Genomic DNA, 22,469 nt, shown 5'->3' with positions numbered 1-22,469 from the left:
GAGATATGCAATTCAATTTAATTATTATTGGCGACGAGATATTGCACGGTTCCCGTGAAGACAAACATTTTATGTTTTTTAAAACGCTTTTGGAACAACATGGTTTTCAATTGGGCATGGTGCAGTATCTGCCGGATGACCGGGAAATTTTGGTGCGGCAGCTCAAGCGCAGTTTTGATGACGCTATGCCGACGTTTGTTACCGGAGGTATAGGTTCGACGCCTGACGACCATACCCGCCAGGCGGCTGCCGAGGCGCTGGGCTTGGCGATTGAAAACCATCCTGTTGCGGCGGGCTATATTGAGCAGGTAACGCTCAGCCGGGGCGAAACGCTTGATTCGTTAGAGCATCGGCGCCGTCTTACTATGGCGGATTTTCCCGAAGGCTCTGATTTGGTGGAAAATGCGTATAACACGATTGCGGGATTTTCCATCCGCGAGCATTATTTCTTGCCCGGTTTTCCCGTGATGGTAGAGCCGATGGCGGAGTGGGTGCTGAACCGTTATTATGCAGACAAGTTTAACCAAACCGAGCAGGCTTCGCGTTCCATATGGGTGTTTAAGCTGCCGGAATCCAGAATCGGCCGCTTGATGGAGCGGATTCAGCAGGATTATCCGGGAGTGAAAACGTTCAGTCTGCCAACCGAGAAAACCGAGCATCAAGAGGCGCACATTGAGTTTGGCATTAAAGCATCCGGTGAGGCTTGCAAACTGCTTGATGTAGCTTGGCCGGAAGTTTTGGCCGAGTTGGAAAACTTGGGCGGTAGGTTGGAAGAAGTTAAGCGGTAAAGCTTAAGGATAGGGCAATGCCTGTCTGAAAACAGGGTTTCGCAAATGAAGCCTGAAAGTTTTCAGACAGGCATTATTTATCGTATCTAAAGTAAAGAGTATCAAGCGGTATAAGTTAACGGTAATGCCTGAAATGCTCCGCCATCGAATACAAAATGCTGGCGGTCAGCCCCCAAATGTCGTAATGCAAATATGGCAGGGCAGGGGCTTGGGCTGTTTGATTTTGATATTGGAATATGCGCTGCCGGTAGTTGGCCGTATCCAGAACGAACGACAACGGCACATAGAAAGCCTCGGCTACTTCACTGGGGTTCAAAATGAGCTTGGGTTCGGTTTCGGATAAAGCAGGCACGGTATAAACGGCATAGCCGCTGGGCGTGTAGCAGGGCGGGATAATGTCGAAAGTTTCCCAAGTGTGGTAAGGCGTACCGACTTCTTCATGCGCTTCACGCAAGGCGGTTACGGTGAGCGAAGCGTCTTCCTGATCATAACCGCCGCCGGGAAAAGCAACTTGGCCCGTATGGTGCTTGAGGGTTTCTGCACGTTTGGTCAGCAATATCTTCCATTCCTCCTGATGCGGCACCACGGCGAGCAAAACGGCGGCGGGGCGGAAGGAATCGGCAGGCTGCCTGATAAAAAGCCGGTTCCGCTTGTTTAATAAACCATGCGGCTGGGCAGAAAGGCTTTTCAGGAGGCGGCGTAAAGTTTCAATATTCATTGTTTTATGGTTTTCAGACAGGCATTGCAACCATTATATGCCTGTCTGAAAAGCTTTTGCACCTCTCGTTAATTGTTGCAAAAATCGCCTCAGGCTTATGCCTTGTGATAAAGTAGCGGTTTATTTTTACTCGATATATTCACAGATCAAGTTTTGTGGTGGGGTTTTAATAAGGGCGGGATGCAGTGCGCAGCGCTGCCGGTATTATTTTAAATACTTCTCAATACTGCCGCCCACACAATGATTCCGGAAAATGCAGACGGCAGCCGGAAGATATACCACACTAAAGGGAATGCTATGCCTTTTTTTCAAAAACGTTTTCAACCGCTAGTATTGTCATTATTGTTAAGTGCAGCTTTGCCGGCTTCGGCGTCTAACGAAGCGCCGCAAGCTTCCGATTATCAGCGTATCGGGTCGGCTGTAAAAAAAGCGGAGAAAAAGCCGCAAATCAGCGAATATGAACGCCGTTCGCGTTTGGTGAAGCATGCCAGCGAGCTGTTTACCCTTTTGGGCGGCGAAATTGCCTTGCAAAAAGGCGATGTTGCTACGGCGCTGGCAAGCTATATGGTTGCGTTTAACCGAACTAAAGATCCCGAAGTGGGCGAGCGGGCGATGGAGATAGCAATCAGCCTGCATGCTTATGAGCAGGCTGAAGCCATTTACCAGCGCTGGCGCGCCATCGAGCCCGAGCCAAGTGCAGCGCAGCAACGTATGGCTTGGGTACGCAGCTTGTCTTTAAAAGAGTTTGATGAAGTTGAGAAAAACTTCGACAAAGTAATGCAAAAGGCGGATAGCGAGAGCAAGCGCAAATTATTTTTGCAGTTGGCCCAAACAGCAATAGAGCATCCCGAGCTGGCCAAACGTCTTGACCGGAAAGTCAAACGCGAGACCAAGCCTTATCCCGATATGCCGGAAGCCGTCATTTCCCAAGCGATTTTCAGCTCGATGGCCAATGATGAACGGGGCGCGATACAGGCTTTGCAGCGTTTAACCGAGTTGGACACTCAGATTGTGCCCGCCACCATGTTTACCTTGCGCCTCATCGGTCAGCAAAATCCCGAAATTTTGAATAAATTTTTCTCAGAGGCGAAAACGGATAAACTTTCGCCCGTATGGCGCGAGCTTCAGGTGGAAGGCCTGATACATTCCGGAAAACATTCCGAAGCTTATAATCTGCTGCAAAATCTTTTGAAAGAAAAGCCGGATGCCGACCTTTATATGCAGGCTGCATTGTTAGCTATCAACCAAAAAGCAGAGCTGCCGGTGATAATGTCTTATTTGGAGCAGGCTTATAACACCGGCACGCAGGAGCAGAGAAGCCGGGCGGCAGTGGTTGCCGCCATGCGCTATGCCGACATGAAAAACTATCAAGCTGCGCGTGAGTGGGCGGAGAAAATCAAAGCGCCGATTTATGTGTTCGACAAAGTGGTGCTGGCCGCTTCCATAGAAGCAGAGGCGGGCGATTGGCAGAAGGCGATGGAGCATATTAAAACCGCCAAAAACCTGCCTGAGCAGCAGGGCAGCTTTTTCAGTGATGAAGATTTGTTCAAGGTGCAGCTGTTTGCTTTGGGCAAACATAAAAAACCTAGAGAGGCTGTTCGGGAAATCAATGAGCTTTATGAAAAAATCAGCAAGCAAAAGGATAATCAGGAGAAACTGGCCGATGTTTTGTACCAACGCGCCATTCTCTACGCTGATGATTTGAACGAGCCTGAGAAAGCCATTGCCGATTTGAAGCGGTACCGCCAATTGCGCCCTGACAGCGTTGAAGGCATGAACGCCTTGGGCTACACCATGTTAAGCGTGCCCGGCGGCAATATAGAAGAGGCTTTTAAATTGATTGAAGCGGCTTACCGTTTGGAGCCGGAATCAGCGGCAATCAACGACAGTTTGGGCTGGGCACATTTCTTAAAAGGCGATGCAAAAGCCGCTTTGCCTTATTTGGAATTCGCTTTCGAGCAGCAGCCCGACCCGGAAGTGGCTTCCCATTTGGGCGAGGCATATTGGAAACTTGGCAAGCAGGAAAAAGCCAAAGAAGTATTCAAAAAAGGTCTGAAAGAAAAAGAAGGCAAACGCTTTATTTTGCTGGAAACCATGAAACGGTTGGGTTTGGCCGTGCCTAAAACAGAATAGTGTTGCTGTACCCAATCAGGCAAAAAAACAACTGTTTACATTCAACCATTGAGCTAAATGCCTGTCTGAAACTGTTTTCAGACAGGCATCACTTACACAAGGACAAACATAATGAAGTTTTCCCAAATTATGGGCGCGTTGCTGCTGGGTGCAGCATTGAGCGCCTGTACTTCGACTTATCAAAAACCGGCTGATTGGCGCGAGCAGGGAGAGTTGAACGACTTTAATGCAGACGGCCGGCTGGCTGTAAAAGTGAACGAAAAAGGCTCTTATGCCAATTTTGATTGGACCTATCAAAACGGAGTGCAAACCATAGATGTGAACACGCCGTTGGGCAGCACAATGGGGCAATTGTGCCAGGATGCAGAAGGTGTTTTGGCGGTAGACGGCAACGGAAAAGTCTTCAGTGCGGCAACGCCTCAAGAATTAAGCGAGCAGCTTTTGGGCTATGAGCTGCCAGTGCAATATTTGAATATCTGGGCAGCAGGACAATGGGTAAAAGGCGCGCCTTATCAGATTTCCCATGACGGGCGCCTGCAACAATTTAATTGGATCATTTCAAGGCAAGTCAATGAAAACGGCACGCCGCGTATCCTGTTACTGGAAAGCAGCAAACTCATACTGCGGCTGGTGTTTGATAACATGCAGTTGCTTGAAAAAGATACCCAAGCCGCCGCACAATGCGCCGCAAGGGGCCGGCAATGAATCTGCCTGCGAACGCCCGAACTTATCCCGCACCGGCCAAACTGAATCTGGATCTGAGAATTACGGGCCGCCGAAGTGATGGTTATCATGAATTGGAAAGCATTTTTTGCTTGGTTGCACTATATGACACCCTGCATCTTGCCGTGCGTCAAGATAGTGAAATTGTTTTGCATACACCGACTTTCAGTGTGGAACCGGAGCATGACTTGACTGTTCGTGCTGCCAAATTATTGCAAAAGGCAACACAGAGTAAGTTCGGTGTGGATATCTGGCTGGAAAAGCAAATACCGATGGGAGGCGGCTTAGGAGGAGGCAGTTCAGATGCCGCAACCATGCTGCTTGCTTTGAACCGTTTATGGACATGTGGTTTAAACCGTCAACAACTTATGGACTTGGGCGTACAGTTGGGGGCGGATGTGCCGTTTTTTATATTCGGACGTAATGCATTTGCTCGGGGCATCGGAGAGAAATTAACCGAAATCGATATACCCAAACAGTGGTATGTGATAATCAGGCCGAATGTGCATGTCAGCACCCAAAAGATTTTTTCGCACAAAAACTTGACGCGTGATTCAAAACCAAGCATAATAGCCAGCTTTCAGGCACTACAGCCTTTTAGAAATGATATGCAGTCAGTAGTGTTTGAAGAGTATCCGCAGGTTTTTACCGCTTTTGAAGATTTAAAAGTACATGGCAGCGATCCATTGATGACAGGCTCAGGCGCCTGTGTTTTTATCGCTGTAAGCACTAAAGAAAAAGCTGAAATAATCTGCAAAGAGGTTTCAAAAAAATATCAGGCATTTTGCGTGGAAGGTTTAACCCAGCATCCTTTGTTTGATATATAATGTTTTGAAGCGTTGGGGATTCGCCAAGTTGGTTAAGGCACCGGATTTTGATTCCGGCATTCGTAGGTTCGAATCCTACATCCCCAGCCACCCAGGTTATTGGGGATTCGCCAAGTTGGTTAAGGCACCGGATTTTGATTCCGGCATTCGTAGGTTCGAATCCTACATCCCCAGCCAAACAAAAGCGTGTAAGTTAGCTTGCACGCTTTTATTACGTTCAACCGTAAAAAATGCCGTTTGTGCTTTGAGGAAATGCGGTAGATGCGTATAATACGTTTCCATTATTTTGAGAAACAAGGAAGCTTGCGATGTTTCCTGGGTGCAAAAAAACAATCTTGGATGATAAAGAAATGGCAGCATACGACAGCTTGATGGTGTTTACCGGAAATGCTAACCCCGAATTGGCAAAAAATGTAGTTAAACACTTAGGTATTTCCTTGGGTAACGCTTCCGTGGGCAGGTTTTCAGATGGTGAAGTTGCCATTGAGCTGTTGGAGAATGTCCGTGGCCGTGACGTATTTATCGTCCAGCCAACTTGTGCGCCTACGAACGATAATTTAATGGAAGTATTGACTATGGCGGATGCTTTGAAAAGAGCCTCTGCCGGACGTATTACAGCAGCAATTCCTTATTTTGGCTATGCGCGCCAAGACCGACGTCCCCGATCGGTTCGTGTACCTATTTCAGCTAAACTGGTTGCCAATATGCTGTATTCTGCAGGTATCGACAGGGTGTTGACGGTAGATTTGCATGCAGACCAAATACAAGGTTTTTTCGATATTCCAGTAGACAATATTTATGCTACGCCTATTTTAATTAATGATATACAGCAGCAGCGCATAGAAAACCTAACTGTTGTAAGCCCTGATATTGGAGGCGTAGTGCGTGCACGGGCAGTTGCAAAAATGCTGAATGTTGATTTGGCGATTATTGACAAACGTCGACCAAAAGCGAACGTAGCAGAAGTAATGAATATTATCGGTGACATACAAGGCCGTACGTGCTTGATTATTGATGATATGATTGATACTGCAAATACTTTATGTAAGGCTGCATCTGCTTTGAAAGAGCGTGGTGCGGAAAGGGTGTTGGCATATGCGACACATCCCGTTTTCTCTGGTGAAGCCATAAGCCGTATCGCTTCTTCGGATATCGACCAAGTAGTCGTAACAGACACTATTCCTTTGTCTGAAGATGGAAAAAAATGTTCTAAAATCCGCCAAGTAACTATTGCTGGTTTACTAGCGGAAACTGTAAGACGGATCAGCAACGAAGAATCCGTTTCTTATCTGTTTAATGAGGAACTTGTAGCACCGGGAGCGATTTTCCTCCCATAATTTTGCTGCTTGGATACTGGTCGCGGTTACAGGCAGTATTGTTTAATTTTTTGGAGTATTTATACTATGTCGTACGAAATTCAAGCCGTTGTTCGTGAAGCTCAAGGTACTGGTGCGAGCCGCCGCCTGCGTCGCGAAGGTAAAACCCCGGCAGTTTTATATGGTGAAGATCAAGCAGCAACTGCTATTGCAGTTGATCACAAAACTGTATTCTATGCTTTGGAAAAAGAGTCTTTCCATACTGCATTGATTAAATTGTCTTTGGATGGCAAAGTTCATGATGTTATCGTTCGTGATTTTCAGATCCATCCGGTTCGTCAAGAAGTGCAGCATCTTGACTTTCAAGTAGTAGATTCCAACAAACCTTTGCGTATGCGCTTGCCTGTGCATATCGTTAATGCTGAGAAATCTCAGGCTGTGAAGTTGCAAAGCGGACGTGTTTCTTTGTTGAGCACTACAGTTGACTGTATTGTTGATCCTAAAAATATTCCTGCTTTTTTGGAATTGAACTGTGAAAATGTAGTAGCTGGAGATATTTTGCACCTGACTGATATCGCGTATCCTGAGGGTGTGAGCAGCGTTGCATTGAAGCGTGATGCTAATTTAGCGGTGGCAACAGTTACCGGTAAAAAACGTTAAGATTTAATTTTGAGCCAAGCCCTGCTGTGATACAGTAAGGGCTTTGTTTTTCCTTACCTAAGGCGTAGAATTAAAACATAATTACGCTACACTTTTAACAAATAAGGGAACCTTTTATCACTCATTGCGTGAATAAATTGCAATATGGTGTTATTCTGCAATAGTTTTGAATTAGCTATATGCTTGTGAACTATATTGATGCCGATGGTTCATATGGTAATAGTGTAAATTACGAATAAGTTTAAAAATATGCAAAAGCATCTCTATAAAACAATTGGTTTTTTGAAGCGCGCTTCCGTTTTTTATGTTGCTGCGGTTTTCATAAGCCAACCGGTGGCCGCGAAAGAATTACGTGAAATTCTACAAAAGTCTTTAGTGGCTGATCCCTCTTTGTTGGAGGCTAGGGCAAATTTGGCTGCTGCTGAAAGTGCTACTAAAGCATCTAAAGCTGCTCATTACCCAGTTGTTGGTTTAACTGGCACGCAAGTGTTGATGCAAGACAACAGAGATGCAGATGATGATTTAAAAAATGCTATCGGCTTGAAAGGCACGTTGAACCTGTATTCTTGGGGGGGGATTACTGCTTCAGTAAACCGGGACAAGCAAAAAGAAATTTATTACAAATATAAATATTATGAAACTCAAGAACAATTAGGTGGTGAGATCGGTAAATTGTATTTGACTGCATTAAGGGCAAAAGAATCTATCGAAGTTAACCAACACAGCTTAAATCGGCATAATAAATTATTAAAAGATTTAAGTGTTGTAGCAAAGTATGACACAGGCCGGCGCTCTGAGTTAGTGGAAGCGGAGGCCAGACGTTTGCAAGTGCAAACAACAATCGCGCAACTCACACGTACCATGGAATTGGCATTGAGCAGGTTATCCAAGTATACAGTTACCTCTCTTCGTCCTCAGGATCTTAAAGACCCTTTCCGTACCGAAACAACCCGTACGCTTATCAGCCGTTATAAAGGTATGGATAATGGAGTGAATCCGAGTTATTTAGCACAAAAAGCAGAACGTGAGAGCACTTTTTATGAATTGCAAGCTTCGAAAGCAGCTAGAAAGCCTGCAATTAATTTAGAGGGTGTTGCTACCAAAGAGACCAAGCAAGTTTACTTAAATTTGTCATGGAACTTTTTTGACCAAGCAGCCCGTCATACGGTAGATAAAAATCTCCATACTGTGGAAGCGGCAGATTCAAAACTGGATCAGATTTTACGTGAAGTTGCCGAACGTGCGAAAACAGCTGAAATGGATATGGCTCAAAGTGAACTGCGTTCCGGAATTACAGCGCAACATATCGTTTCACAGAAAGAAGTAGTAAAGGCGTATGAGTTGCAATTTAAGGTTGCTCGCCGTACTTTGACAGATGTTTTAGGTGCTTATAACGAACTTGCTAACATTGAGCAGGAAAATATTACAGCTAGAAACGATTTTCGTGATGCTGCGTTAGAGTATCTTACTGCTCAGGCTCAAATTGCGAATTGGGCAGGGATTACTACTGAAGAATCAAGCAACCAAAAATAAATAAACTTACATATTTTTTAGAATCTACGATTGAATAAAAGCTATGAAATCAATTATCGAACATATTGCTTTGGCAACTCAGATATTGGGTTCTCCTGTATCTGAGGCGGTGTTATCTGCTGAGGTAGTTAGAGATAAAAAGCTCAATGTTAATTTTCATTCTTTGAAAGAAGTTTTGAGAAGCCACGGCTTTGAAAATACGCTTTCGAAGCGGAATTTAGATGAAATACCGTCTTTGGCAGTACCAGTCGTAGTTATTCTTCATAATGAAGAAGCTGCTGTGATTACAAAGATAAACGGTGCAGGTCGTTCAAGAACTTACCATATCAGACAGGCAGATGGATTGGCTCAAGAATTGAGTCACGAACAGCTATCTGATCTTTATTTGGGTTACTGTTGGTTCATCAAACCCAAAATGGTATCGGATGCCCGTTCAGACCTCCCTGAATATGATTTGCCGAAAGCGTGGTTCTGGAAAGTTATTTGGCGTTTTAAAGGGTATTATTACCAAGTAATTTTAGCAACATTCATCATTAATTTTTTAGCCTTGGTCAGCTCTTTGTATGTGATGAATGTGTACGACAGGGTTATTCCGAATCAGGCTTATGAAACACTTTGGGTGTTGAGTATCGGTGTGGTTTTAGCTATTACCTTTGAATTTATAGCTAAATTAATTCGCGGCCATTTAACTGATATCGCTGGTAAAAAAGCGGATTTAATCATCAGTTCGGCGCTGTTCCGCCGGGTTATGGCTTTGCGTTTGGCAGACAGGCCTGCGTCTGCCGGATCGTATGCGAATAACTTGCGTGAGTTTGAGTCTGTTCGTGAGTTTATGACCAGTGCCAGCTTATTAACTTTAGTTGATTTACCGTTCCTGCTTTTATTCGTTTCCGTAATTGGGATTGTAGGTGGTAAATTGGCATTGGTTCCCTTAACTATTATTCCTATTGTTATCATTGTGGGTTTCTTGGTTCAACGCCCTTTGTCCCGTTATATTAATGAATCAATGAAAGAGTCGTCTCAGCGTCAAGGTTTGGCGGTAGAGGCATTGGAAGGCATCGAAACCTTAAAAACCAATAATGCGACAACTTGGGCGCAACAGCGTTGGGACGAATATACTGCCAAAACTTCGGCTTCTTCTATAAAAGTAAAAGATACCAGTAACTTTATGATCAACTTTGCTGTTGCTATGCAGCAGCTGAATACAGTATTCCTTGTTTTGTTGGGCACTTATCTTATTCACGCTGAAAACCCAAGTGACCGGATTACAATGGGTGCTTTGATTGCATCGGTTATTTTATCTGGTCGGGCATTGGCGCCGCTGGCTCAGATTGCCGGGCTGGCTACCCGTTTTCAGCAGGCGAAGTTGGCCCTTAGCGGTGTGAACAATATTGTACAGCGCCCCATTGAGCGCCAACCCGAGCGTAAATACATTACTTTGGACAATGTTCAAGGTGCGATTGGTTTTGAAAATGTTTCGTTCAAATACGGCGAAGATGGAGCTGTTGCAGTTTCCGGCCTAAATATCAATATCCGTTCCGGAGAGAAAGTAGGCGTATTGGGTCGAATTGGTAGCGGTAAGAGCACCATGCTTAAATTGGCCAGTGGTTTATATGATGGTGCGTCGGGCAATGTTACTTTAGATGGCGTGGATATGCGCCAAATTGATCCGAACTTTTTGCGCAATAAAGTTTTGCTGTTGAGCCAGTCACCACGTTTATTTTTAGGCACGTTGCGTGAGAATATGGATTTGGCTCGGACAGACGGTTTCTCAACGGATCAAGAATTATTGGTTGCTTTGAAACGTTTCGGTCTTGACCGGATTATCAGAAACCATCCGCGTGGCTTGGATATGCCTTTGGGTGAAGATGGTTTGGGCTTGTCGGGCGGGCAAAAGCAGATTATTTCTCTTGCCAGAATGACTTTGCGTAATCCGAAAGTCGTGTTGTTGGATGAACCCACTACAGGTTTGGATCAAGCGACCGAGCGTATGGCGCTTAATGCGGTAGGGCAGTGGTGTAAAGACAAAACCATGGTTGTGGTTACTCACCGCCCACAAGTATTGCAGATTGTTAATCGCATTATTGTGATGGATAACGGAAAAGTTGTGATGGACGGCCCGCGTGATTTGGTGTTGCAAAAATTAATGCAGAACGAGCAACAATCTAATCAGCAGGCAGCATCAGCGAAACAAGGTATCCGTCAAGCGAACGGTTAATGTATGTTTTGAAAAGCTGGCTGCTTCATCCGGGCAGCCTTTTCATGAAAAATAGTGTAATAAGGTTTTTGTCATTATGAGTGAACAAAACAATCAGGAAAGTGTTAAATCCAGTGATTTGAAGCTCGTGAATGATCTAAATGCGGCTTTACAAAAAGAGAAGCATCACGGTCAATTTTGGGTCATTATCCTGTTTTTTGTATTTTTGGTCGTTTTCGTGATTTGGGCGTATAACAGCCCGTTGGAAGAAGTGACCCGGGGTAATGGCAGTGTAATTCCGAGCAGCCGTGAGCAAGTGATTCAAAGTTTGGATCCGGGTACCATTTCGGAAATGAAGGTAAAAGAGGGTGACATTGTTGAAAAAGGTCAGATTCTCTTACGTCTCGACGATACCAGAAGCTCTGCCGTATTGCGTGAAAGTGAAGCGAAAGTTGCCAACTTGGAAGCTATGGCAGCCCGCTTGAAAGCTGAAGCTTATGGCGGTCCGCTAAACTTCCCCAGCGGCATCAGCCCGGCTTTGAAGCAACGTGAGCAGGCTGCTTATGTTGCACGCCGCCGTGCAGTAGTAGATGCCGTTCAAGGTTTACGCATGAGTAAAGCGGCTCTGGATCGTGAAATTTCCATTACTGCACCGATGGTAAAACAAGGTGTGGTTTCAGAAGTGGAACTATTACGCATGCAGCGCGAATCAAGTGATTTGGCCGCACAAATCGCAGAGCGTCAAAACCGCTATATGGCTGATGCCAATAACGAGTTGGTGCAGACTGAGTCTGAGCTGGCTCAAGCAAAAGAGAATATGGCTATGCGTGCCGACCCGGTTTCACGTTCGTTAATCCGAGCACCTTTACGCGGTATTGTGAAAGATGTAAAAATCAATACTGTTGGCGGTGTGGTAAATGCAGGGCAAGATATTTTGAATATTGTGCCGCTAGACGAGAAATTATTGGTTGAAGCTTATATCCGTCCGCAAGACGTTGCATTTTTGCGCCCGGGCCTGCCGGCAGTGGTTAAAATCAGTGCGTATGATTATGCGATTTATGGCGGCTTGGATGGCAAAGTAACCTTGATCAGCCCGGATACCATCAGTAATCAGGCTCGTACCGATGAATTGAAATTAGATCCAAACCAAGTTTATTACCGTATTTTGGTACAAACAGATGCTAATAGCTTGAAAGACCGTAACGGTAAGGATATGCCGATTATTCCGGGTATGGTGGCAACTGTGGATGTGAAAACAGGCGAGAAAACCGTATTCCAATACCTGATCAAGCCGATTACCCGTATGAAACAAGCGTTGACCGAACGTTAATTGTAATGGTGTTTATAAAAGCCCTGTTTCTAACAGGGCTTTTAAATACCTAGCGGATTCGGATTTGAAGTGCAACTTTCCATAACAGAAAAAGGCCGGTATGCGGTAGCATACGGCCTTTCCTGCAAGAAAGATTGCCATGAGCTACACACAACTGACCCAAGACGAACGATACCACATCCAATACCTATCCCGCCACCACACCGTTACCGAAATCGCCAAACTGCTTAACCGCCACAAAAGCACCATCAGCCGCGAAATCAGACGGCACAGTACACAGAAAAAGCCATACAACGCCGAAAAAGCCCAACAGCAAAGCCGGCTTACCAAACAGCGTAAGCGAAAACCCTATAAGCTCCATTCCCGGCTGATTCAACACATCGATACCCTCATCCGACTCAAACTCAGTCCCGAACAAGTGTGCGCCTATCTGTACAAGCACCACCAAATCACACTCCACCACAGCACCGTTTACCGCTATCTGCATCAAAACAAAAGCAACGGCGGTACACTATGGCAACATCTCAGAATAGCCCGCAAACCCTACCGTAAACGCTACGGCAGCACATGGACTAGAGGAAAAGTGCCCAACCGCATCGGCATAGAAAACCGACCCGCCATCGTCGACCAAAAATCCCGCATCGGCGATTGGGAAGCCGACACCGTCGTCGGCAAAGATCAGAAAAGCGCATTACCGACCTTGGTCGGGCGGGTTACCCGCTACACCATCATCTGCAAGTTGAAGAACTTCAAAGCCAAAGACACCGCCCGCGCAGTCATCAGGGTATTGAAGGCGCATAAAAACAGGGTACACACCATCACCATGGATAACGGCAAAGAATTCTACCGACACATCCGAATAGCCCGGGCATTGGAGGCAGAAACCTATTTTTGCCGCCCCTACCATTCTTGGGAGAAAGGGCTGAATGAAAATACCAACGGACTCATCCGCCAATATTTCCCCAAACAAACCGATTTCCGCAACATCAGCCATCGGGAGATACGCAGGGTTCAAGATGAACTGAACCATAGGCCAAGAAAAACACTTGGCTATGAAACGCCAAGTGTTTTATTCTTGAATCTGTTCCAACCTCTACTGCCTGAGTGTTGCACTTGAAATTCGAATCTAAGCCTGTCTGAAAACATTTTTCAGACAGGCATGATTATTATGCCGCAGGAAAGCTGCCCATAATCAAATAAACCGTATAAGCAGTATAAGCCGCCAGCAGCACCAAGCCTTTGAGGCGGCCGACTTTGCCGAAGCCGCCCTTGCCCAAGCAAAACACAAACAGCAACACAGTTAATGCCGACATCACCACCACGTCACGATTCAGAATTTCCGGCGCCACGTCCATCGGTGAAATCACGGCCGCCAAACCCACCACCGCCAAAGTGTTGAACAAGTTCGACCCCACCACATTGCCCAGCGCAATATCATGCTCGCCCTTGCGCGCTGCCACCACAGAAGAAGCCAGCTCCGGCAGGGAAGTGCCGATGGCCACCACCGTTAAACCGATAACCAAATCACTCACCCCCAGGCTCTGCGCCACCGTAACCGCGCCCCACACCAGCAGGCGCGAGCTCAACACCAACACCAGCAAGCCCAAAGCCAGCCAAAACAAGCCCCTTCTTAAAGACATTTGCGTGTTTTCCAATTCAGCCGAAATATCTTCAATCAAGTTATCCGCACCTTTCAGATTCTGCATAACCGTGCGCACCATATAAGCGCCCAACACAAGCAGCAAAACCGCGCCGTCCCACACCGCCAGCCTACCGTCAAGCAGCAGTAGCACCGACAAAGCCGTAATGCCCAGCAAAACCGGCATCTCTTTTTTTACAATCTGCGGCTGCACCACAATCGGGCTGATCAGCGCCGTAATCCCTAAAATCAGCGCAATATTCGCAATATTCGAGCCATAAGCATTGCCCAGCGCAATGCCCGGGCTGCCGTCGAGCGCCGACATCACCGACACCACAATTTCCGGCGCCGACGTGCCGAAGCCCACAATCACCATGCCGATTAACAAAGGCGGCATCCCAAAATGACGCGCCGTGGCCGCCGAACCGTCAATAAAACGGTCTGCGCTCCAAACCAGCAGCACCAAACCGATAATCACCGCTATGATCGCGTAAAGCATTATTTTCCTTAAGTTTTAAAAATGAAAGCCGCGTATTGTAACATTGTTCAACCCTTAAGCGTATGCGGTTTTGTTTTACGGGGCAGAATACGAAATGCCTGTCTGAAAAAGGTTTCAGACAGGCATTTGCGTAGGTTTGGTTTTAGTATCATCAATAAGGTAAGCAGTAGTAGGTCGGATTCTTGAATCCGACAAAGGGTCTCTCAAATGCCGGATACGAGTATCCGACTACGGTGACTATTTTCAGATGACCTTTTTATTTTTAAATATAATTAAGCCATTACAAAATCTAATGTTTTTATTTTCTTATTAGAAATTTCATGTGTGTTAGATAGTTCATTTTTTCTATCCAAAATAGCCTTTGCAATACTTTTTTCCGCTTGCCCATTACCATTGATTAAACGTATTTTTGATTTAACGGTATCCCAGCCATAAATTTTGACTAAAATACCTACACATTCATCTGCAAACGAGCCTGAAATGATTTCTGTATTTCTGAGATCAAGGGTAATTTTCGAACAATTCTTGTCTTCAATGAGACTAATAATTTGATCTCGAAAAGGAATAGCGGAGCGACGAGAAGCAAGGCTACCGCTAGGTAAGCGAATAGTTTGTTCCATGATGATAACTCCTGATTTTAACTGGTTAATGCTGCTAAAATATCACTAAGTTCAGAATTAGTTGATGCTGTCTGAGCTTTTAGTTTAGCTACATTTAATTGACATTTAATAACAACACCATCCCACTCATAACTAAGAGGGATATAAGACATATTAGGTGAATTTGAGTCAATTGACAACATGCAATTTCCAGAAAGTATGTTTAATTTGCCACAATATTGTTGAATTAACTCAATAAGTTTCGCAAGTCCTAGTCCTGCATGATTGTTGTTTTTCCTGTATTTTGCCAATTTTCCCATTGGATTACCAATTGCATCAGGAGGTAATTGTTGTGTCCAATCATCGTGTTTTTCTGCTTCAATTTTTTTAGAAGAGTGTCCTTTTTCAATGCACCATTTAATGGCTTCTTCATGTGTTGAAATTAATAATTGAACACGGTTCAGTTCTTTTAAGAAACCTCCTCCTAAATCTGCTAATGCAAATTCAATTATACCATTTTTGTAACATTGTATCATTGAAAAACCAGTAGATTTCCCATGAGACCAAACATTATCATGCACTTCACCAATTACTTCTTTTAATGAATTCAACCCTTCACTTTGATAATGATCTGTAAATTTGTTAATACAGCTGATAATTTGTGTATTAGCTGTGTCTGTTGATTCCTCGTTATCAAGTAGTGTTAAGACGGAATAAGTATGACCTACATTAGGACGCTGATTAGTACAAGGAATATCCCATAATGCCTCATTAAATCCAATCGTGGTTAAGTAACTGTTATGCTTTTCTGACTGAATCTGAAAGGAATTTGGTGGAATAGGATTCTTTTTAAGATAGGCTGCTACAGTTTAAGATAGGCTGCTACAGTAACAATATATGATGGTTTAAGAAAATCTTCCTCCTTAATACAAAAGTTGGAGCTTAAGTTACATTCTTGCAATGCTGATAAAATATCTTTAGTCATAATACAATTCTTTAAAGTAAGGTTTGGCATTTAGAATATTAAAAATAATTATATATTTTAGAATTATATATCATAGTTATCTTCTAATGCGCCTCTTCCCAATTCTCCCCCGCGCCCACTTCCGCCACCAACGGCACGCCCAGCATGCCGTCGGCTATGCCGGCCATAATCTCGGGAAGTTTGGTTTTCACTAAATCCAGTTCCGATTCGGGCACTTCCAGCACCAATTCATCATGCACCTGCATGATGAGTTTGCTTTGGAGGCCGTCTGAAACGAGCCAGTTGCGGACGGCGATCATGGCGCGTTTGATGAGGTCGGAGGCGGTGCCTTGCATGGGGGCGTTGATGGCGGCGCGTTCGGCTCCGGCGCGGGCGTTGGCGTTTTTGTTGTGGATGTCGGGCAGGTAGAGGCGGCGGCCGAACAGGGTTTCTACGTAGCCTTGGGCGGCGGCTTGTTCTTTGGTGCGTTGCATGTAGTCGGCCACGCCGGGGTAGCGGGCGAAGTAGCGGTCGATGAAGTTTTTGGCGGAAAGGTTGTCGATGCCCAGTGATTTGGCAAGGCCGTATTGGCCCATGCCGTAGATGAGGCCGAAGTTGATGGTTTTGGCGTAGCGGCGCTGTTCGCTGCTCACGCTCTCTTGTGCGACGCCGAACACTTCGGCGGCGGTGCGGCGGTGGATGTCTTCGCCGTTTTTAAAGGCTTCGATCAGGGTTTTGTCGCCGCTTAAATGTGCCATGATGCGCAGTTCGATTTGGGAATAGTCGGCGGACACGATTACGCTGCCTGCGGGGGCGGTAAAGGCGCGGCGCACGCGGCGGCCTTCTTCGGTGCGGATGGGGATGTTTTGCAGGTTGGGGTTGTTGCTGGCCAGCCGCCCGGTAATGGCGACGGCTTGGGCGTAAGTGGTGTGCACACGGCCGGTGTGCGGGTTGATCATTTCGGGCAGTTTGTCGGTGTAGGTGGACTTGAGTTTGGCCAAACCGCGGTTTTGTAAGATGATTTTGGGCAGCGGGTAGTCGGGCGCGAGTTGTTCGAGCACGGCTTCGTTGGTGGAAATACCACCGGACGCGGTTTTTTTCAGCCCTTTGGTGGGAATGCCCATTTTGTCGAACAGGATTTCTTGCAGTTGTTTGGGCGAGTTGAGGTTGAAGGGCTGGCCTGTGGCTTCATAAGCCTGCTGCTCCAGCGCCAGCAGTTGGGTGCCGAGTTCGTGGCTTTGTTGGGCGAGTTCGTTTTTGTCGATAAGTACGCCGTTGCGCTCCATGTCAAACAGCACTTGGGCCACGGGCAGCTCCATGTTTTGATACATTTCCAGCTGTTTTTCGTCCATTTGTGCTTTCAGCCAGCCTTCGATACGCAGGGCGAAATCGGCATCTTGGGCAGCGTATTCGGTGGCTTGTTCGAGGCCGACATCGGCAAACGAAATCTGCTTGGCGCCTTTGCCGCACAGGGATTCGTAGGTGATGGTGGGCAGGCCGAGCCAGCGTTGGGAAAGTTCGTCGAGGCCGTGCCCCAAGTGGCTTTCGATAATGTAAGACGCAAGCATGGCGTCGCCGGCAATGCCGTTCAGGGCAATGCCGTAGTTGGTGAAAATGTGTTGGTCGTATTTGAGGTTTTGGCCGATTTTTTTCAGACAGGCATTCTCCAAATGGGGTTTCAGGCGGCCTAATGCGTCCTGCAAATCAAGCTGTTCGGGCGCGGCGGTGGGTGTGTGGCCGAGCGGGATATACACGGCTTCGCCTGCTTTGAAAGCAATGCTGATGCCGACGAGTTGCGCTTCCATCGGGTTGAGGCTGGTAGTTTCGGTGTCGATGCCGATGGTGTCGGCTTGCGACAATTTGCTCAACAGGGCGGCGAATTGGCTTTCGGTGGTAACGGCTTGATAATCCAGCGTTTCAGGGGCTTGGGCGATGCCGATTTCCTTTTCAGACGGCCTCTCGGCAGCAAGCGCAGCCTGTTCGCCGATATGTGCCGCGCCGAACAAATCGCCGTTGCCTTCGTGCATGCGCTCTTCGGCTTCTTTCAGCCAAGTGCGGAAATTGAGGCGTTTAAACTCCACCGCCAGTTGCGACCATTTCGGCGTGGTGCGGCGCAGGCTTTCGAGGCCGTCTGAAAGATCGCCGTGCAAGTCCACATCGGTTTTGATGGTAACGAGTTGGTAAGACAGGGGCAGTTGCGGCAGCGCGGCTTGCAGGTTTTCGCCGACTTTGCCTTTGATTTCAGACGCATGGTTCATCACGTTTTGCAGCGTGCCGTATTGGTCAAGCCATTTCACGGCGGTTTTGGGGCCGCATTTGTCCACGCCCGGCACGTTGTCCACTTTATCGCCGATTAAGGTTAAATAATCAATGATTTGGTCGGGGCGCACGCCGAATTTGTTTTTCACGCCTTCGATGTCGAGCTTTTCGTTGCTCATGGTGTTGACGAGGGTAACGTGCTCGGACACCAGCTGCGCCATATCCTTATCACCGGTGGAAATCACCACGTTCCAGCCCGCTTCCTCGCCTTGCTTGGCCAGCGTGCCGATTACGTCGTCGGCTTCCACATCCGGCACAATCAACACCGGCCAGCCCATCAGCCGCACCAGTTCAGGCAGCATTTCGGCTTGCGGGCGCAGTTCGTCGGGCATCGGCGGGCGCGTGGCTTTGTAGTCGGGATACATCTTGTGGCGGAAGTTTTCGCCCTTGGCATCAAACACCACCGCGCAATAGTCGTGCACATAATCGGCACGCAGGCGGCGCAGCATGTTGAGTACGCCGTACAACGCGCCGGTGGGCGTGCCGTCGGGTGCGGTAAGCGGTGCCATGGCGTGAAACGCGCGGTAGAGATAGGAAGAGCCGTCGACGAGGAGGAGGGTTTGCTGGGTCATGATGATGCCTGTCTGAAAATAGAGTATAGATGGTGGAATTATAAGGTATAGGGCAGGGAACTTTGTAGCTAATATGGGGCCGCTTTGAATATGGTTAATCAACTTAACTTTTACTACGGCGTTGCTGCGCCTTAGCTCAAAGAGAACGATTTTGTAAGCTGCTGAAGCAGCACAAAATCAGTCCCGTGCTGCCTGTATTGTCTTCGGCTTGCTGCTTTGTATTAAAAGTGTATTGATTAACTATAGTACGCCTGTCTGAAAACGCGGTCGGATAATCCCATTATTCGTTTTCAGACAGGCATATGTGAAAAAACCCGCTTGATGCGGGTTTGCTTTGCTAACTTGTGCAAGCGCTTAGTTGCTGTTCATCCAATCGTCCAACTCTTTTTCGGCTTGCTCTTTAGTGTAGCCGTAACGCTCTTGGATTTTGCCGGCCAATTGGTCGCGTTTGCCTTCAGCTACTTTCCAATCGTCATCGGTTAATTTGCCCCATTTTTCTTTTGCTTTACCGACAAATTGATCCCATTTACCTTCGATTTGATCCCAGTTCATTTGGATTCCTCTCTAATCTAAAAATTAATTATAAAAAATAACGCGTTGTGCGTACCCAGCAGATGAGGCGGGAGAATTTGTTTTCAAGGAAAGGCTTTGTTTTTTAACATAGGTAAAATAGAAATTTGACAAAAATCAAATTTTTAAATGGCCGCCTTAATATATTTTTTACTGAAAACGAGCAATGGTTAATTATAGATATTGATTGATTCTTAATATTTTCCATTAAAAATAATGGTTTATCTTGATTTTTGATTGATGTTGAATAATTTGGCAAACAGTATTCAATCCTTTTTTACATAACGGACTGCAAGTTTTTATTTAAATTATCAAACTCCGTTTTCAATGTTGGTTTTTATCATTTTATGTAATTGGTGTAGGGGAAACAGTATGTTACTGTGAGCGGCGTTCCGCTGCTTTTTACGGAAGTTTCAAGTTTGAGATGTTGGCGGAATACATAACAATTCATTAAATAAATAAAAAGGAAAGAATATGCTACGCTACTCTGTTATATTTTTTGTAATTGCGATTATTGCAGGTGTGTTGGGTTTTGGCGGCATTGCGGGCAGCGCAGCCGGAATCGCAAAAATCCTGTTTATCGGCTTCTTGATTTTGGCCGTGTTGTCGCTGATTTTCGGCCGAAAACGGTAAGTAAACTTTTCAATTATACGGTTCAATAAGAAACATGCCTGTCTGAAAGCGGTTCAGATAGGCATGTTTCTTCAGGTGGGCATTACCAGTGGCCGAGTATTTTCCACCACATGCCGCCGATTAATACAAACACAATAATGTTTACCACGCTCATAATGAACCCCGCTTTCCACCACTCTCCCAGCGTGGTGTAGCCGGAGCCGAAAATCACAGGCGATGTGCCGGTGGCGTAGTGGGTGAGGGTCATCATGATGCTGGAGGCAGCCGCCATTAAGAGTGCAAACAGCATGGGCGGCGCGCCCAATGCGATGCCTGCCGCGTAAAACGCGCCGAACATGGCGGTGATGTGGGCGGTGGTGCTGGCAAACATATAATGCGCATAAAGATAAGCCAGCATCAGCAGGGCGGAAGCGCCCACCCAGCCTATGCCCAAATGGGAAATGCCGTCTTCCAGCGTGCCGGAAAACCAGGCGATTAAACCGAGCTTATTGAGGAAAGTGGCCATCATCACAAAGCGGCAAACCAAGTTACCGTGTCCCACGCGCCTTTTTCTTTCAGCACGTCATCCCAAGTGAGCACGCCGGTCAGCAGCAGCAACACCAAGCCGATAAACGCCGTGGCCGTGGCATCTACCGCAAACGCTTTGCCGAAAATCATGGCGGGAACGCCTGCCCAAAGCAGCAGCAACACGGCAAACACGCCCAGCATGATTTTTTCCGCACCGCTCATCGGGCCGAGCTTGGCCAATTCTTCTTTGGCAAACTGCGCCGCATTCGGTGTGTTTTTGATTTCGGGCGGAAAGATGAAATAAAGCACCAGCGGCATCAGCGCAATCGCAGCCAAACCGGGCAGCAGCATGGCCAGCGCCCAAGTGCTCCAAGTGAGGTTGATTTCCGCACCGGTGGCTTCGGATATCAATTTTACAACCAGCGGGTTGGGCGCAGTGGCGGTGATGAACATGGCCGAAGTAATCGGATTGCTGTGGTAATTGACTAAGGCCAAATATTTGCCCATGCGGCTTTGCGTGCCTTTTTCCGGGTCGGAGTCGTAGCTGCTGGCAATCGCCTTCATAATCGGGTGGATGATGCCGCCGCCGCGCGCCGTGTTGCTCGGCGTAACCGGGGCGATCAGCAGCTCGGAAAGCGCCAAACTGTATCCGATACCCAGCGTTTTTTTACCGAACACGGAAATAAACAGATAGCCGATGCGCGCGCCCAAACCGGTTTTCAGGATGCCGCGGGAAATCATAATCGACACGCCGATCAGCCAAATCAGGGGGCTGGCAAAGCTGCTTAACGCGTCTTTCATGGCATTGTCAGGTTTTTCCGCGGTAACGCCGGTTACCGCCACCAGCATAATCGCCAGAATGGCCAGCGCGCCGATGGGCATGGCTTTGCCGATAATTGCCGCGATGATGCCCACAAACATCGCCAGCAGATGCCAGGCTTGCGGCGCAACCCCTGCGGGTACGGGAATCAGAAACCAAATGACCAGGGCGATTGCCAGTGCAACCGCAGCAGGTATCGGCTTAAAACCCAATTTATCCATATCGGACACTCCTTGATGATTATTGTATAAAAATAAGAAACGATTCTAACGCTATTTTGTTGCCGGAAAAATGATATGGCACAAATAAAATAATTCAGTTATCCTCAAACCCCTGTCTGAAAAAATTAACAAAGGAGAAAAAGCATGACAATTCAAACCCGTACCCTAAGCTACACCGATTCGCAAGGCGTCACCCTCAAAAGCCATCTCTGTCTGCCCAAGCAAGCTGTAGACGGCCTTTCCGGCGTGTTGGTAGCGCCGGAATGGTGGGGCTTGAGCGAACACGTCAAACGCAGCGCCGAGCGTTTGGCCGAAGCCGGCTACGCGGCGCTAGCGATCGATTTATACGGCGATGCACTGCTCACCGACAAAGCAGACGTAGCCAACCAAAACATGACTTACCTGCTTGAACACCCTGAAATCCTCAACGAGCGCACCGACCTTGCGCTGACCCAACTGCAAAACCTGCCCGAAGTGGCGCAAATAAATGTGGGCGCCGTCGGCTTCTGCTTCGGCGGCAAAGTGGTGCTGGATATGGCGCGCCGCGGCCTGCCGCTCAAGGCCGTAACCAGTTTCCACGGCATCCTCACGCCCGCCGTGCCTGCGCTTGAAGGCATGGTGAAGGGCGAAATCCTGGTGCAGCACGGCGAGGCCGACACGCTCACCACTATGGACGACGTGGCCGCGTTCCGTAAAGAAATGGATGATGCCAAAGTGGTTTACCATATCGACGTGTTCCCCGGCGTGAAACACGGTTTCACCAATCCGCAAGCCACCGAAAACGGCGAGAAAAACCATGTCGATTTTCTCGATTACAACGCCGAGGCCGCCGAAACCAGCTGGCGCAATATGCTGGGTTTTTTAGAGCGCCATTTATAAGCACACCGAGCAATGCCTGTCT

General features: G+C 47.1%; 18 protein-coding genes, 2 tRNA genes and 1 pseudogene. 14 read left to right on the top strand and 7 right to left on the bottom strand.

Annotated elements, in window-relative coordinates; all coding sequences use genetic code 11:
* Positions 1-5: 5 nt before the first annotated feature.
* Positions 6-788 (top strand): competence/damage-inducible protein A, encoded by a 783-nt coding sequence (locus EL143_RS01285; RefSeq protein ID WP_085415344.1) that lies wholly within the window; start codon positions 6-8, stop codon positions 786-788.
* 115 nt (positions 789-903) lie between these two features.
* On the opposite strand, the gene EL143_RS01280 is transcribed toward EL143_RS01285, so the two are convergent.
* Complete coding sequence (locus EL143_RS01280) at positions 904-1,506, bottom strand: NUDIX hydrolase (RefSeq protein WP_085415343.1); 603 nt, start codon at positions 1,504-1,506, stop codon at positions 904-906.
* 297 nt (positions 1,507-1,803) lie between these two features.
* Here EL143_RS01280 and EL143_RS01275 point away from each other — a divergent pair, with 297 nt between their 5' ends.
* From EL143_RS01275 to EL143_RS01225, 11 genes are all read left to right on the top strand, one after another.
* A complete protein-coding gene (locus EL143_RS01275; protein WP_085415342.1) occupies positions 1,804-3,639 on the top strand; it encodes a tetratricopeptide repeat protein in 1,836 nt (611 codons plus the stop codon).
* A 111-nt stretch (positions 3,640-3,750) separates the two neighbouring features.
* Complete coding sequence (locus EL143_RS01270; RefSeq protein WP_085415341.1) at positions 3,751-4,344, top strand: outer membrane lipoprotein LolB; 594 nt, start codon at positions 3,751-3,753, stop codon at positions 4,342-4,344.
* Positions 4,341-5,189: a 4-(cytidine 5'-diphospho)-2-C-methyl-D-erythritol kinase gene (ispE, locus tag EL143_RS01265; protein WP_169709806.1), complete on the top strand. Its 849-nt coding sequence runs from the start codon at positions 4,341-4,343 to the stop codon at positions 5,187-5,189. The genes EL143_RS01270 and ispE overlap by 4 nt, the downstream gene beginning before the upstream one ends.
* A 13-nt stretch (positions 5,190-5,202) precedes the next feature.
* Positions 5,203-5,279, top strand: a tRNA-Gln gene (locus EL143_RS01260).
* Between the two features lie 10 nt (positions 5,280-5,289).
* Positions 5,290-5,366: transfer RNA gene (locus EL143_RS01255), tRNA-Gln, on the top strand.
* 173 nt (positions 5,367-5,539) lie between these two features.
* Positions 5,540-6,526, top strand: a complete 987-nt coding sequence (locus tag EL143_RS01250; RefSeq protein WP_126326802.1) for a ribose-phosphate pyrophosphokinase — start codon at positions 5,540-5,542, stop codon at positions 6,524-6,526.
* Positions 6,527-6,592: 66 nt separating this feature from the next.
* The gene (locus tag EL143_RS01245) at positions 6,593-7,165 is read left to right on the top strand and encodes a 50S ribosomal protein L25/general stress protein Ctc (protein ID WP_085415338.1); all 573 of its coding nucleotides are present in this window, start codon (positions 6,593-6,595) and stop codon (positions 7,163-7,165) included.
* Positions 7,166-7,414: 249 nt separating this feature from the next.
* On the top strand, positions 7,415-8,698 hold the full coding sequence (locus tag EL143_RS01240) for a TolC family protein (RefSeq protein ID WP_085415337.1): 1,284 nt from the start codon (positions 7,415-7,417) through the stop codon (positions 8,696-8,698).
* 43 nt (positions 8,699-8,741) lie between these two features.
* Positions 8,742-10,916, top strand: coding sequence for a type I secretion system permease/ATPase (locus EL143_RS01235; RefSeq protein WP_085415336.1), 2,175 nt, complete (start codon positions 8,742-8,744; stop codon positions 10,914-10,916).
* 76 nt (positions 10,917-10,992) lie between these two features.
* Positions 10,993-12,225: an HlyD family type I secretion periplasmic adaptor subunit gene (locus EL143_RS01230; RefSeq protein ID WP_085415335.1), complete on the top strand. Its 1,233-nt coding sequence runs from the start codon at positions 10,993-10,995 to the stop codon at positions 12,223-12,225.
* A gap of 139 nt (positions 12,226-12,364) precedes the next feature.
* On the top strand, positions 12,365-13,342 hold the full coding sequence (locus EL143_RS01225; RefSeq protein WP_126326489.1) for an IS30 family transposase: 978 nt from the start codon (positions 12,365-12,367) through the stop codon (positions 13,340-13,342).
* 49 nt (positions 13,343-13,391) lie between these two features.
* Here EL143_RS01225 and EL143_RS01220 read toward each other — a convergent pair whose 3' ends face one another.
* From EL143_RS01220 to EL143_RS01200, 5 genes are all read right to left on the bottom strand, one after another.
* Positions 13,392-14,363 carry a calcium/sodium antiporter gene (locus tag EL143_RS01220; protein WP_085417493.1) on the bottom strand — a complete coding sequence of 324 codons (972 nt, stop codon included), beginning with the start codon at positions 14,361-14,363 and terminating at the stop codon, positions 13,392-13,394.
* Between the two features lie 272 nt (positions 14,364-14,635).
* On the bottom strand, positions 14,636-14,983 hold the full coding sequence (locus EL143_RS01215) for an STAS-like domain-containing protein (RefSeq protein ID WP_085417492.1): 348 nt from the start codon (positions 14,981-14,983) through the stop codon (positions 14,636-14,638).
* A gap of 17 nt (positions 14,984-15,000) precedes the next feature.
* Complete coding sequence (locus EL143_RS01210) at positions 15,001-15,573, bottom strand: hypothetical protein (RefSeq protein ID WP_126326487.1); 573 nt, start codon at positions 15,571-15,573, stop codon at positions 15,001-15,003.
* 457 nt (positions 15,574-16,030) lie between these two features.
* A complete protein-coding gene (polA, locus tag EL143_RS01205; protein ID WP_085417491.1) occupies positions 16,031-18,817 on the bottom strand; it encodes a DNA polymerase I in 2,787 nt (928 codons plus the stop codon).
* Between the two features lie 354 nt (positions 18,818-19,171).
* Entirely contained in the window at positions 19,172-19,369 is a 198-nt protein-coding gene (locus tag EL143_RS01200) for a CsbD family protein (protein WP_085417490.1), read from the bottom strand.
* 492 nt (positions 19,370-19,861) lie between these two features.
* On the opposite strand from EL143_RS01200, the gene EL143_RS01195 reads away from it, so the two are divergent.
* Positions 19,862-20,020, top strand: a complete 159-nt coding sequence (locus tag EL143_RS01195) for a DUF1328 domain-containing protein (RefSeq protein ID WP_009115799.1) — start codon at positions 19,862-19,864, stop codon at positions 20,018-20,020.
* 82 nt (positions 20,021-20,102) lie between these two features.
* On the opposite strand, the pseudogene EL143_RS01190 reads toward EL143_RS01195, so the two are convergent.
* A pseudogene (locus EL143_RS01190) lies at positions 20,103-21,568 on the bottom strand (DASS family sodium-coupled anion symporter).
* 144 nt (positions 21,569-21,712) lie between these two features.
* Here EL143_RS01190 and EL143_RS01185 point away from each other — a divergent pair.
* A complete protein-coding gene (locus EL143_RS01185) occupies positions 21,713-22,447 on the top strand; it encodes a dienelactone hydrolase family protein (protein WP_085417489.1) in 735 nt (244 codons plus the stop codon).
* Positions 22,448-22,469: the final 22 nt, after the last annotated feature.

It is taken from the genome of Neisseria canis (genome assembly GCF_900636765.1).
Taxonomy (GTDB): Bacteria; Pseudomonadota; Gammaproteobacteria; order Burkholderiales; family Neisseriaceae; genus Neisseria; species Neisseria canis.
Note: the sequence above shows the minus strand (reverse complement) of the source record. Positions and strands in the feature narration are given on the sequence as shown.